8 protein-coding genes are annotated in these 13,720 nt (G+C 43.8%); 3 read left to right on the plus strand and 5 right to left on the minus strand.

Annotated elements, in window-relative coordinates; genetic code table 11:
• Positions 1-135 precede the first annotated feature (135 nt).
• The gene (locus tag LAQ65_RS14045; RefSeq protein ID WP_224117608.1) at positions 136-1,056 is read left to right on the plus strand and encodes a TIGR01777 family oxidoreductase; all 921 of its coding nucleotides are present in this window, start codon (positions 136-138) and stop codon (positions 1,054-1,056) included.
• On the opposite strand, the gene LAQ65_RS14050 is transcribed toward LAQ65_RS14045, so the two are convergent.
• The gene (locus LAQ65_RS14050) at positions 1,051-1,872 is read right to left on the minus strand and encodes an ABC transporter permease (RefSeq protein WP_224117609.1); all 822 of its coding nucleotides are present in this window, start codon (positions 1,870-1,872) and stop codon (positions 1,051-1,053) included. The two genes, LAQ65_RS14045 and LAQ65_RS14050, sit on opposite strands and share 6 nt — an antisense overlap.
• 11 nt (positions 1,873-1,883) lie before the next feature.
• Positions 1,884-2,777 (minus strand): ABC transporter ATP-binding protein, encoded by an 894-nt coding sequence (locus LAQ65_RS14055; RefSeq protein WP_224117610.1) that lies wholly within the window; start codon positions 2,775-2,777, stop codon positions 1,884-1,886.
• Between the two features lie 226 nt (positions 2,778-3,003).
• On the opposite strand from LAQ65_RS14055, the gene LAQ65_RS14060 reads away from it, so the two are divergent.
• On the plus strand, positions 3,004-4,191 hold the full coding sequence (locus tag LAQ65_RS14060; RefSeq protein ID WP_224117611.1) for a Gfo/Idh/MocA family protein: 1,188 nt from the start codon (positions 3,004-3,006) through the stop codon (positions 4,189-4,191).
• Between the two features lie 89 nt (positions 4,192-4,280).
• On the opposite strand, the gene LAQ65_RS14065 is transcribed toward LAQ65_RS14060, so the two are convergent.
• The 3 genes from LAQ65_RS14065 to metG all read right to left on the minus strand — a co-directional run bounded on the left by LAQ65_RS14065 (position 4,281) and on the right by metG (position 12,817).
• A complete protein-coding gene (locus tag LAQ65_RS14065; protein ID WP_224117612.1) occupies positions 4,281-6,659 on the minus strand; it encodes a 3-hydroxyacyl-CoA dehydrogenase/enoyl-CoA hydratase family protein in 2,379 nt (792 codons plus the stop codon).
• Between the two features lie 137 nt (positions 6,660-6,796).
• Entirely contained in the window at positions 6,797-10,582 is a 3,786-nt protein-coding gene (locus LAQ65_RS14070; protein ID WP_224117613.1) for a hypothetical protein, read from the minus strand.
• Positions 10,583-10,663: 81 nt separating this feature from the next.
• Positions 10,664-12,817 (minus strand): methionine--tRNA ligase, encoded by a 2,154-nt coding sequence (metG, locus tag LAQ65_RS14075; RefSeq protein WP_224117614.1) that lies wholly within the window; start codon positions 12,815-12,817, stop codon positions 10,664-10,666.
• A 128-nt stretch (positions 12,818-12,945) separates the two neighbouring features.
• Here metG and LAQ65_RS14080 point away from each other — a divergent pair, with 128 nt between their 5' ends.
• Positions 12,946-13,716 carry an NUDIX hydrolase gene (locus LAQ65_RS14080; protein ID WP_224117615.1) on the plus strand — a complete coding sequence of 257 codons (771 nt, stop codon included), beginning with the start codon at positions 12,946-12,948 and terminating at the stop codon, positions 13,714-13,716.
• Positions 13,717-13,720 lie beyond the last annotated feature (4 nt).

Here is a 13,720-nt window from a genome sequence, read left to right on the forward strand (position 1 = left end):
ATGTGCCTTGAAAATGAGTTTGTTTTTAGTTGTTATCCATAAAGGATAGTCGGCCCTTCGCATTTGCGAGGGGCCTTTTTTGTTCACTATTAACCAGGCTTCAAACTACCTGGTCAATTATTTGTTAGTATCAGTATGGCTACGATTTTAATTACAGGTGGCACCGGGCTTATTGGCCGTGCCATGACAGAATTTTTACTGCAAAATAATCACCAGGTTATTGTACTTACAAGGACGCCTTCAAACTATACCAGTACAGATAAAATGCGCTATGCCGCCTGGGATATTCAACGCGGTACAATCGACCGCGAAGCAATAGCAGTTGCCGACCATATCATCCACCTGGCAGGCGCCGGCGTTGCAGAAAAAAGATGGTCAGACCGCAGGAAAGCAGAAATCCGGGACAGCAGGGTGGAAAGCGGTGCTTTACTGTGTAAAGCTTTGAAAGAAATCCCGAACCAGGTAAAAACAGTTGTTTGCTCCTCGGCTATTGGTTGGTATGGCCCTGATCCGGTAGTTCCGAATCCTGCACCATTTACAGAAAATCAGCCGGCTGCCAGTGACTTCCTGGGCAATACCTGCAGGGAATGGGAGGAAAGCATGCAGGAAGTAACAGCAATGGGTATTCGATTGGTTATCTTAAGGACAGGAATCGTATTGTCCGAAAAGGGCGGTGCTTTAAAGGAATTCATTAAGCCCATCAGGCTTGGTATTGCAGCTATTCTGGGAAGCGGTAACCAGGTAATCAGCTGGATTCACCTGGCTGATTTAATCCGTTTGTACAACACTGCCATTGAGAATGATAGTTGGAGTGGGGTGTTTAATGCTGTTGCACCCAAGCCTGTCAGCAACAAAGAATTGACTTTGGCACTGGCAAGGAAAATCAAAGGCAATTTGTTCCTGCCAGTTCATGTTCCTGAATTTATGCTTAAAATGGTTTTGGGAGAAATGAGTATTGAAGTTTTGAAAAGTACTACTGTAAGTGCTGCTAAATGCCGGCAAGCCGGCTTTCAGTATACTTATCCCACTATTGAAAGCGCTTTCGGTTCATTATAAATCACGCTTCTGGTATACCCGGTAATTTATACCCCAGGTTACAATCACAAGTATAATTGTATATACTACATGCCTGGAAACAGCATCCAGCGCTGCCTGGTATTCTTTTTCATCAATACCCTTCATAAAAGCCGGGGCAGGTATAATGCGGTCAGAAATTTCAAAGGGGAAAAACCGGCCTATATCATTTTTGAAATATTTATAACGCAATAGGCCTACTCCGATTGGTTCGGCTACCATTGAATAAAACAGGAAAACGCCAAGTGCTATAAATGATTTTCGCACAACCAAACCCACCAGGAAGGCAATTGATAATTGCGAAAAAGTTTGCAGGGCAAATAAACCAACATAATATACCAGGGTCCATTTTCCTTCTGTGGGAGCACTGGTATAAGTTATGCCGATTATTAATGCAACAGTGGCATACAGCGCTGTTACAAGCAGGGAAACAATGATAACATCAATCAGTTTGGCCAACATGAAATCCTGCCTGCTCCAGCCATCAATAATATTTTGCCGGTGTGTTTTGTAAGTGAATTCATTGGTGATGAGCATGATCACTAATACAGCCGGAATAAAAATAAACAAGGATGAAAAATAGGCGGTGGTCCTCCAGACTTCAGGAAATGAAAATGGTTCGCCAAGGAGTATGCTCAACACCTGGCCGGCAGCAGATTTTTTTTCAATAATGTTCTGGTAAATATTTATCGCCATAATATTTATACCCGGATATGACAAAACACAAAGCCCCAGTAAAAGCCAGAATGCAGGATAGTTTCGCATCTTGAGCCATTCCGTTTTCAGCAGTGATATCATGATTTTTTTTGTTAATTATTGGTCAGTTCGAAAAATCTGGTTTCCAGTCTCTTCTTTTTTATTGCCAGGTGCTGCAAAACATACCCATTCTTAAAACAGAAATTATTGATGGCCGCAGCATCGGCTTTACCTTTTTCAAATCCAAGTAATAGTAGTTTGCCTTCAGTTTTGCAATGCAGCAATCCCGGATAATCTTGCAGCAACCTGAATAACGCAGGGTTATCAGCACTTCCCAATTCAATGGTGTCTTCATCAGAAAGCACTTCATCCACTTCGCCGGTTGCAATGATATTACCGGTTTTAAGTATGGTAACATGGGTGCAGATTTTTTCCACTTCATCAAGTAAGTGGCTTGCCATAATGATAGTATGCCCTCTTTTATGCAGGTTTTTAATCAGGTCCCTGATTTCTGCAATGCCAACCGGATCAAGGCCATTGGTTGGCTCATCTAAAACCAGTACCCTCGGGTCGCCCAGCAGGGCTGCTGCAATTGCCAGTCGCTGTTTCATGCCAAGGCTGAAACTGCTGAAACGACTGTTGCGCCGGTCAAATAGGTCAACAGTCTTTAGCGCATTTTCAATATCAGCCACCATGCCACGGCCACTAATGCTTTGCGTGATCTTTAGATTGCTGACAGCCGATAAATAATGGTAAAAATTGGGGGTTTCAAGCAGGGACCCAATTTGCTTTCGCTGCTCTTTACTGCCCTTTTGGCCAAACCATTTATATTGCCCGTTGTCGGCTGACAAAACATCTAATATGATACTTAGTAATGTTGTCTTTCCGCTGCCATTTGGGCCAAGTATGCCGAAAATTGCACCTTCTGGCACAGCCAGGCTGATACCATTGAGGGCTTTTACCTTACCATAGGATTTAGTGATATTAGTAAGCTCCAATACATCCATGGTTTTTTTATCAAGTTAAGCTGGGATTGGCGCCCGCCGAAATGAATTTTATAAGTGGTAAAAAACGGCGAAATTTCCCCGCAACTTTTTCATTTTACCAACCTGGTATAGCATTAAATAACTTAAATTAAATCGGCAAATTATCTGTCAAAAAAGATTGCCTTGCCCGGAATGATACCAAACAGGTTGTTTCCTGCAAATAACCCAAACACTTAATTAATTGTCCATGAAAATTGCGATGCTGGGCTCTGGTTTTATTGCCCGCTTTTATGCCAGTTCACTTCATGCCCAAAGAAGAAAAGACTCAATTTGTACGGTGTATTCCAGAAATATCAGGAATGCAAAAAGATTTGCGGATGATTACCATTTACCTCATTTTACTGACGACATGGAATTGGCCATCAGCCATCCTGATGTTGAAGTGGTATTGATTTCACTGCCCAACCATCTGCATGAAATGGCTGTTGAAGCTTGCGCCAGGGCTAAAAAACATGTGTTGTGCACGAAGCCATTGGGCCGCACCGCTGCAGAAGCAAAAAAGATGTTGCAGATGGTTGAAGATTCGGGAATTTTTGGCGGGTACCTTGAAGACCTTTGTTATACGCCCAAGTTCCTGAAATCAGTAGAAAGTATACAAAGCGGGGCAATAGGGCGGGTCTTGTGGACAAAATCCAGGGAAGCCCATCCAGGCCCGCATAGCGATTGGTTCTGGGACAAGGAAAAAAGCGGAGGCGGGGCTATAATTGATCTGGGTTGCCACTGCGTGGAAATTGGCAGGGGGTTTATTGGTAAAAATATAAGGCCTGTTGAAGTGATGTGCTGGTCCGCGACGCAGGTGCATCCCATTGAGGCTGAAGACCACGCAATTGGCCTTGTAAAATATGCCAATGGCGCCATCAGCCAGTTTGAAGTGAGCTGGAACTTCAGGGGCGGGATGGATTTGCGCGATGAAGTGATGGGTACGGAAGGTACCATCTGGATCAATGGTTTTTTAAGGACTGGTTTTGAAATGTTCAGCACGGGCAAAGGAGGATATGTAGCGGAGAAAGCGGAAAGCAATAGCGGGTGGCTTTTTCCTGTGGGCGATGAAGCGCATGAACTGGGATACCCGAATATGTTTACCGATATGTTTGAGGCAATCGAAACAGGACGTAAACCATTGGAAAGCTTTTACGACGGTTATATTGTTAATGCTATTTTGGACGCTGCATTTTTATCTGCCTCAACCAAAAACTGGGAACCAGTAGTGATTGATGATTGGCGGGGGGATGAAATAGCGGAGAGCGGCGAAAAATTCACCTCTTATAATGAACAGTATTACCTGATTAAGGAGGAAATATTACCCAATGGCGATATCAGCCTGATTTTAAAAGATAAGAAAACTGGTGAAATTGTAAAGCAGAATAGAAAGTAACTTCGCATGTGAAAAAATATGAGGCTGCCTTTTCGGGCAGCCTCTTTTCTCAAGTGTGCAGGCAAGCTGTTTATATCAATCGTTAATTTTTAATTCCTTATTGGTTTTCCCGATTTTAATACGCTTTGTATCCGCTCAAGTGTTTTCTTTTCTCCGCAAAGGGAAAGAAAAGCCTCTCTTTCGAGGTCAAGCAGGTACTGCTCTGAAACTAATGTTGGTTCGCTAAGGTCCCCGCCACACATTACATATGCTAATTTCCGGGCTACCAAAGCATCGTGGTCGGTAGCATAGTTAGCCCGCCACATACCATTGATGCCTGCAAGTAGTGCTCCTAGTGCCGACCTGCCAAGTACTTTTACATCAGTGCGTTGTACCGGCAATACATAACCGCTGTCATAAATTTCCACGACCGATTTTTTAGCTTCACTGATCCTTCTGCCTGGGTTTAATACCACTTCATCAAGGCCTTTCCTTAAAATACCCAGTTCGAAGGCCTCATGGGCTGACGTGGCCACTTTAGCCGTGGCAATAGTCAGGAAACGGTTTTTCAGGGTAATTGTTTCCGGTTCATCTTCATGCATTTCATCTGCAGCACGCAAAGCGAATTCCTTGGTGCCGCCGCCACCCGGAATAAGGCCAACGCCTAACTCTACAAGGCCGATATACGTTTCTGCAGCCGCACAAGCCTTATCGGAGTGAAGGGTTAGCTCGCATGCCCCACCCAATGCAAGGGCATGTGGCGCTATTACAACTGGTACAGACGAATAACGGGCCCTCATCATGGATTGCTGGAATTGCCTGATGGCCATATCCAACTCATCATATTCCTGTTCAACAGCAAACATGAAAATCATACCCACATTTGCACCGGCACTGAAGTTCGTCGTATCGTTGGCGATCACCAGGCCTTTATATTTTTCTTCTGCCAGCGAGATGGATTTATTTATACCTTCCAGCACTTCGCCGCCGATACTTCCCATTTTAGTATACCATTCAAGTCCTAGTACATCATCACCCAAATGGTAAGTCCGGCAGGCACTGTTTTTCCAAACGGTCTGGCCTTCGAAATTCTTCATTACAATAAATGCTTCTCCACCTGGCAATGGCTTATATGTTTTGCTGGTTACGTCATAGTATAAACGCTTCCCATTTTCTATCCTGTAAAAGGTTTTTGCCCCGGATGCAATCATTTCATCTATCCATGGTGCAGGTGTATAGCCTGCTTCTTTCATCTTCGCGGCTGTTTTCTCTACCCCCAGAACATCCCAGCTTTCAAAGGCGCCGATCTCCCAGCCAAAACCGGCCATCATGGCATCATCCACACGGTAAATTTCATCTGAAATTTCAGGTATCCGGTGCGAGATATAAGAGAATAAACCATAGTGGAACAACCGGTAAAATTCACCGGCCTTATCAGTTCCCTGCACCAGCATCTGCAACCTGGTTTTTAGGTCTTCAACTGGTTTTGCAGCTTCAAGTGAAGCAAATTTTGGCCGCTGCCTTGCGCCATATTCCAGGGTGGCCAGGTTCAGGGTAAGTATTTCCTTATCGCCACCTGCACCTTTGGTCTTCTTGAAAAAGCCCTGCCCGGTTTTATCGCCCAGCCAATTGTTCGTAATCATTTTATCAAGCCAGCCAGGTATTGTAAAAGTTGCCCGTTGCTCATCTGCGGGACAATTTTCTGCGACTCCTTTTGCAACTTTAACCAGTGTGTCAATTCCTACAACATCCGCTGTCCGGAAAGTGGCAGATTTCGGGCGACCGATTACCGGTCCGGTTAACGCATCAATTTCATCAATTGACAATCCCAGTTTCTCCACCAGCCCGAATATGGCCATAATGCCATAAACACCAATACGGTTTGCAATAAATGCGGGAGTGTCTTTACAAAGTACCGTGGTCTTGCCTAACTGCAGGCTGCCATAGCTCATCAGGAAGTCTATAACATCAGCACTTGTGTCAGGTGTAGGAATTATTTCCAATAGTCGCAGGTAGCGTGGCGGATTAAAAAAATGGGTGCCGCAAAAATGCTTTTTGAAATCATCTGAACGGCCTTCTGCCATCATATGGATGGGTATTCCGGATGTATTGGAAGTAATCAGGGTTCCGGGTTTACGGTATTGTTCTACCTGCTCGAAAATGATTTTCTTTATATCCAGCCGCTCTACCACAACTTCAATGATCCAGTCGCATCCGGCAATGTCTTTCATGTTGTCGGTGAAATTTCCGGTGGATATCTTCTTCACCACATCTTTCGTGTATACCGGGGAGGGATTGCTTTTTATTGCCGCCTGCAATGCATCATTTACCAGTTTATTGCGCATAGCCTTATCTGTACTTTCAACTGCTTCTTTTGGCACCATGTCGAGCAATAAAACGGGAAGTCCAACTCCTGCGAAATGACAGGCGATCCGGGATCCCATTACCCCACTGCCAAGCACCGCAATTTTTTTTATTGTTCTTTTCATATTACAAGACTTTATTCAGAGCGCGCGATGATATAAATAATAGTTAGCTAAACAACTAATTTGCTCGAAGTTAAGGAATTTTGATATTCCGGAATGAATTTGGGGGAATTATTGTCCGGGATTTTAGGCCGTGGGTTTTACTCTTCAAGGAGGTCTGGAGGCAGGTTCAGTGTTTTCATTTGTTGCTTATATTTTTTAGCGTATTTCCTGTTTTTTTGTACGCCTATATTTGTCAATAACCCGCTTAACGCGATTTTACCCCAAAAATTAAACATCGATTTGTTTCTTAACCGCTCCTTATAAACCATTCCGGTTTTATCATTCTTCCCTTTTAATAAAGTATTGATCAGGAAACTCGTGAATTTCTTTTTACTGCCCGAATCATCTAACAGGCTTAGTTTAAGGTTGCGATAGTCCATTTCCATTTTTCCTAATGCCAGGTAATCATTTGCTTTTGCCTTCAGCCATAAACTATCAATAGTTCCCCTTTCAACCCTGATGTTGACAAGCGGTAATAACAATGGTGATAAGGCATTAAATTCCATGTTTCCCATCCTGGCCAGCATGAAAAAACCCTGCAGGCTATCAGTGTACGATTCCCTGAACGCCAGGCGAAGATTTCCCTTATCCATCAGTTTTGCCCTTGCGTTCAGGGAAAGACTGTCTGTTGGCCTGATATCAATATTCCTTACATTCCCGATTGTTGCATTTATATCTGAAAACCAAATGCTGGCTTCTTTTCCTTTCTTCTCACTGATTTCATTATAGCGTATTGCAGCATGGTCGAGGATTATTTTCCCCATGGAAAACCGGAGTGGTAAATTTTGCAGCATGCCTGTCAGTAATGGCCGGTAATTGATGCTGTCTGCAGGAAATCTTTTATCTCTTTCCAGTAACATTCCCAGGTTCGACAGGTTGAACTGTTCAATGGCCCATACAGTGTCTTTGCCTCTTTCCACCATCTTGTATCCATTCAGCAAACTTTTGCCGGCATGCAGCTGTATAAAATCTTTCTGCACTTTCGCTGCTTTAAAAAAACTGTCCCTCGAAATAGTGCCTACCCACTTCAGGCTGTCGAAACTTATTTGTTTTTTATCTGACGCTACCCGCAATTGGTCAACACTTATTTGCCGGCCTCCTGTTTCATAAAACAGGTTATTGGTATGGAAGGTTAGGTGGGGTAATGTGGTTAGCAATCTTTTCAGGGAATCTTTTGCAGTATTTAGCCTGAAACTTTTGTCAATGCTGGTATTTATTCCATTTAGGGATAATTGCCTGCTGCTGTCGTGAAAGTCAAACCTGCCATCTTGCACTGACAGTGCATTTATATTGGTTTGTATGGGTTCATCTTTTTTTACAGTGATGTTACCGGTATGCAACTTCAGGTATGGTACCCGCACAGCATATTTTTCCTGGTTTGAAACAATGTTTTTAAGATCCAGTTCGAGACTGTTTGTTGCAAATGCCTCCGGATCAATGCGCATCCGGCCTACAGCCATTTTGCCCCCATCCACGCCGGCAATTTCTATAATACTGTCCCCCTTATGTTTACTGATATTTATCCTTGGGTCCTGCAAACTGATGGCTGGTAGTTCTGTGTATTTAGTTTTATTCCCTTTGGGATTTGCCACTCCCGATTGTTTAAGGAGTACTGTAATGACAGGGTCTTTCAGTGAAATTTGCTGTATGTCGTTCAAAGGTTTTTTTGTAGAGATGATGTCATTGGTGACTTGCATCGAAGGTAATTGTGCAGTTGCCATTAGCTTCGGATGGTTAATTTCCCAGTGGCTGTTATATATTACTGCGTCATGGTTCGATGCAAATTCAAAAGATCCTGAATTGCCTTTTATCAGCGGGTGATTTATTTTCAGGTTATTCCCCTTTAACAGGTATTCCTGCCATGTCCATATACCTTCCTGTTTTTTCAGGCGCTCTATATAAATGCTGTCGAACTCTGTTTCCAGTGACCAGGCTTTAGCGAAAATGTGGAATTTTAATGGTCCGCTATTGATTGTACGAACTAGTTCTGAAGTGGCGCTATTATTGTCTTCCGCCTTTCTTTCGGGTATGCGGATTACTATATCACCATTGCCAATATCCAATAACCTCAACAAACCGGAATCTTTTTGGTGTATTATGCTTGCGGGATTGATATCCCGGGCAAAAATGTTATTGAGTTTGAATTTTACAGTTCCATTTTTTGTTTCCCCGCTGGCAGATGCGGCATGAAAATTCTTTTTATCGTATGCTGCATTTTGGAAATCGATATTTATAAGCGGTGTCCTGACTGCTAATTTTGGCATACTAAAAGAGCCCTGGCCTTCAAAAATTTCTTCCAGTGTTTTCGACCTGAGTATATTGCGGCTTCCTATTATCGCAAAAAAAGAATCTGTTTTAACGAGGGGCGTTTCACGACCTGCCTGTTTAATTATGACAGAAGCATTGTTAATCCTGATAATACCGATATCCAATTTCTTCCTGATATTGGCTTGTAGTTTTTGCCAGTCGGTATTCTTCCCTTTCTTTTTAGCAGCCGGCAGGTTAATATGCACAAGCGGTGTTGTTAGTACTAATTCCCTGGCTTTCAGTTTTCCATTGATCAGGTCCTGAATGGAGAGTTCTTCAAGGGTTAATTCCCTTACATCAATCTTATTCTCTCCCAGGCGGTTATTCTTTAAAGAGTGCAGGTAATAATTTTTTAAGGTGAGGTTGTTTTTCCGGATCAACACTTCATCAAAGCCGGCCTGGAAAGTTTTGCTGCTGTCATTTTCCATAAAGGCCCTTACTTTCAGGCTCAGTTCCTGCAATTCGACTTTATTCTTCAGTGATTTATCGATGACCAGGTTTTCTACCTCAAGCTGGTCTCCATTAATCTGAATGGTTTCTTTGCCCCGGGCTGTATGTGTATTGCCTGCAAACTTAATTTCATGAATAGACAGGCGCTTAATCAGTATGGGTCCGATCACATCAAGCAGGTTGCCATTTTTGGCAATATTAAGGCTGTCTTTTACTTTCTTTTTAAAGGAGAAGTCGTTGCTTGTAAAACTGCCTCTGCTGGCTTTTAGTTCGCCTAGTTCAACTACACCCTGGGTGAGTAATTTGTTCCAGTTCATTGAATCCAATTCTATATCCTCTAATTCAAATCCAGAGGTATCACCTTTTGTTACGAGAGATTTATGAAATCCAAGTCCGGTTATATCGAAATGCCTGTTTTTCGTGTTCCAGTCGAAATGCTTCAGGTCGACAGTTATAGAAGAGTCAGGATATTCTATTTTGGGATCCAGCAATTCCAGGTGTATTGCGGCTTTATTCTGGCGTTTGCCGGATGTGAATTTTTCCAGTAAATGTAGGTTGTCTATTGACAGGTTTATATTGTCCAGGTAGTAGCGGCCGTTGCTGACATTTAGTTCGGGATAATAGGCAATATTGCCCTGGGCTAACCTGAACTTCTTCACTTTCAGGGACTCCAGTACTTCGAAAAAAACCGTTTGTATCCTGGCCACCTGCTGGTGTAATGGAACCGGCGCTTTTTTTTCGCGGTCATTTTTTTCATATACACGCAACTCCAGGGATGGGTTGGCAATGGAAAAATTGTCAACATTCAGCTTTTTGAACAAAAGCAATTCGAAAATATGGCTCAACTCCAGCGAAAGGCTATCTGCCTTCAATTCGAACTCACTGTTGCTGCTGCCTTTATGAACTGGATAAATGTAAATTTTTTTGGCATTGAATTTCATGTGGAAAGGGTCAACCCTTATTGAGCTTGCCCTGAGCGCATATTTCCCATCGGATAAATTAGCCACTAACTCCTGTACTGCAGACACTGTCCTTAATCGGATCCAGAGACCAATAGACAGCGTGAGGATCAGTAAAATCCCGCTAATTGCAATTATGCCCCATTTTATCCATTTTCTCATCGCCATGCACTACAAATTACTCAAAAAAAAGGAGGTTGCAACTTGTGTGTGGCAACCTCCAGGAATATGCGAAATTGTATTTAATTTTTAACTGACACCTGCACCTGCATTAATCACAGTTTCAGGGCGAACGAAATGCAGTTTTCCATTTCCGTCTTCTGCCATCAGGATCATGCCATTGCTTTCTATACCGCGCATTTTCCGCGGTGCTAAATTTACAACAACCACAACTTGTTTGCCGGTAATTTCCTCTGGTTTAAAATGCAGTGCTATGCCACTCACAATTGTCCGGGTTTCGAAACCCAGGTCTACGGATAGTTTTAATAGTTTATCTGCCTTTTCCACTTTCTCAGCTGATATAATTGTGCCAACCCTTAAGTCGATTTTTGCAAAATCGTCAAAAACGATCTCCTGTTTAACCGGATTTGAAACCTCCTTTGCCGGCTCACCTGCGGGAACTGCAGCTTCTGCTGTTTCACCAGGGGCTGGCACACTGTTGTTTTTTAATTTGTCTATCTGTTCCTGTATTTCCATGTCTTCAATTTTTCTGAATAATAGTTCCGGTGCCCTGAGGCTGTAACCAACACTTAATAATTTAATTTTCCCGCCATTTTCCCATTCCAGCATTTTATCTACAACCTTCATCAGGTATATCATTTTCTTTGCCGTATTGGGCAGGAATGGATTCATGAAAATAGCCAGGTTGGCACAGAGTTGCAGGCAAATGTGTAAGGTATTGTCTATTTCCTGTTGTGCCTTTTGTTGTTCATCTGCAGTTGCGGCGCCATCGGCAAGTTTTTTCGCTTTTATCCAGGGTTCTTTCTCCTGCATGTATTTATTGCCTTTCCTTGCAAGGTCTATCACCTCGAATTGCGCTTCGCGGAATTTATAGGCTTCCAGCAGGCTCTCAATCCTGTTTTTTGCGAGCTGGATATCAGCAATCAGGCCCTGGTCTTTATCATCCAGCAGGTCCTGGTGCAATGGCGGCACTTTCCCTGATGTCAGTTTATGCATCAGTACAAAAGCCCGGTTTACAAAATTTCCAAAAATTGCCACCAGTTCATTATTCACGGCATCCTGGAAACCCTTCCAGGTGAATTCGCTGTCCTTCGTTTCCGGGGCAATCTGGGTAAGGTAATATCGTAATGCATCAACCAGTGGGGCGCCACCATTTTCCTTTTTTACAAAATCATCTATATAATCCTGCATGTCGAGTTTCCAGTTCCTGCTGGTACTCATCTTGTCGCCTTCCAGGTTCAGGAATTCATTGCTGGGAACATTGTCAGGCAGGATATAGCCATGAAGCTTCAGCATAACCGGGAAAATGATGCAATGGAAAACAATATTGTCTTTCCCGATAAAATGGACCAGCTTGGTGTCCTTATCCTGCCAGTATGGTTCCCAGTTTTTTCCGCTGTCTGTTGCCCATTGTTTGGTTGCGCTGATATAGCCTATAGGTGCATCAAACCAAACATAAAGCACTTTGCCGGCTGCTGATTCAAGGGGCACTTTTATACCCCAGTCGAGGTCGCGCGTAACTGCCCGGGGCTGAAGCCCGCCATCTATCCAGCTTTTACACTGTCCTACCACATTGGCCCGCCAGTCCTGGCTATGATCCCCAATGATCCATTGCCGCAGGAACGCTTCATGCCTGTTAAGCGGCAGGTACCAATGGGTGGTTTTCCTTTTTACCGGGGGCTGCCCGCTTAGGGTACTCACCGGGTTGATTAGTTCATCCGGACTAAGTGCTGTTCCGCATTTTTCGCACTGGTCGCCATAAGCGCCGGGGAAACCGCAATTCGGGCAGGTGCCTTTAATATACCGGTCAGCCAGGAAGGTTTTGGCAGACTCATCAAAATATTGTTCTGTTTCCTTTGTTTCCAGTTCGCCGGCATTGTTCAGCACGGTAAAAAACTCCCGGGAGGTTTCGTGGTGCAGCGGTGAACTGGTGCGGTGATATATGTCAAAAGAAATGCCCATGTCCTCAAAATTCGATTTAATGATGCCATGGTACTTGTCTATTATCGCCTGCGGGGTAGTATTTTCCTTCATTGCCTGGATCGGGATTGCAGTGCCATGCTCATCGCTGCCACATACAAAAACAACATCCCTTTTCTGGCTGCGGAGGTAACGCACATATATATCCGCTGGCAGGTAGGCGCCGGCCAGGTGACCAATATGTTTCAGCCCGTTGGCGTAGGGAAGGGCCGCTGTAATCAGGTATCTTTTTGGTGCTAACATGGCGCAAAGATAAGGAGGGAGGCCGCGTGGCAGGCAATCCAAACGCATTTGATTTTACCCGGACTATTTTTTTCCTGGCTAAACCGGTATAAATGCTGATATCTGTTGGGTAGGATGTAGATTTGGGAATGGCGTTTAACCAGGAGATAAAACAGCTTTTTGCCAAAGGGCATGAATCTTACCTGCGCAACATTTCCATTGACTGTATCATATTTGGCTTTAATGCCGGGGAACTGAAGATATTGTTGCTGAAGGCTAAATTCGCCAGGGGCTGGGCTTTACCCGGCGGACTGATTGGCCGTGAGGAAGATATTGACAGTGCTGCCCACCGTACCCTGGAAGAACGGACCGGCCTGGTTGACATCTACATGCAACAATTTAAAGTATTTGGCCAGGCAGACCGGGCTACGCAGGTTGTAAATAAAAAATTATGGGAGGAAGCCGGTATCAAAAATGATAAGGGCTGGTTGTTTGAAAGGTTCATTACCGTTGGATATTATGCCCTGGTTGATTTTAATAAAGCAACGCCCAGCTTTGATGGATTTTCCACCGAGGCGGAATGGTTTAATGTGTATGAATTGCCGGAAATGATCATGGACCATGCCAGCCTGGTTGCAGATGCGCTGGAATTCCTCCGCCTTCAATTGAATTACCGCCCGGTTGGCTACAGCCTTTTGCCCGAAAAATTCACCATGCCTGAGCTGCAAAAATTGTACGAAACAATTTTGGGTAGAACGCTCGACCGCCGGAATTTCCAGCGAAAGATACTTGGCGTAGGCATCTTAAAAAGACTAAAGGACAGAAAGGTTGGGGTTACCCCTAAAGCGCCTTATTATTACAGGTTCGATATGAAAAAATACCAGCAGGCCCTGAGCAATGGAATGGGATTTCAATTGTAAGAAT

Source organism: Flavihumibacter profundi (assembly GCF_020076305.1).
Classification (GTDB): domain Bacteria; phylum Bacteroidota; class Bacteroidia; order Chitinophagales; family Chitinophagaceae; genus Flavihumibacter; species Flavihumibacter profundi.

Bases quoted from the DNA above. Each gene is read 5' to 3' on its own strand.
- LAQ65_RS14080 (WP_224117615.1), top strand. From the start codon at position 12,946: ATGGCGTTTAACCAGGAGATAAAACAGCTTTTTGCCAAAGGGCATGAA.
- LAQ65_RS14055 (WP_224117610.1), bottom strand. From the start codon at position 2,777: ATGGATGTATTGGAGCTTACTAATATCACTAAATCCTATGGTAAGGTA.
- LAQ65_RS14060 (WP_224117611.1), top strand. From the start codon at position 3,004: ATGAAAATTGCGATGCTGGGCTCTGGTTTTATTGCCCGCTTTTATGCC.
- LAQ65_RS14070 (WP_224117613.1), bottom strand. From the start codon at position 10,582: ATGGCGATGAGAAAATGGATAAAATGGGGCATAATTGCAATTAGCGGG.
- metG (WP_224117614.1), bottom strand. From the start codon at position 12,817: ATGTTAGCACCAAAAAGATACCTGATTACAGCGGCCCTTCCCTACGCC.
- LAQ65_RS14045 (WP_224117608.1), top strand. From the start codon at position 136: ATGGCTACGATTTTAATTACAGGTGGCACCGGGCTTATTGGCCGTGCC.
- LAQ65_RS14050 (WP_224117609.1), bottom strand. From the start codon at position 1,872: ATGATATCACTGCTGAAAACGGAATGGCTCAAGATGCGAAACTATCCT.
- LAQ65_RS14065 (WP_224117612.1), bottom strand. From the start codon at position 6,659: ATGAAAAGAACAATAAAAAAAATTGCGGTGCTTGGCAGTGGGGTAATG.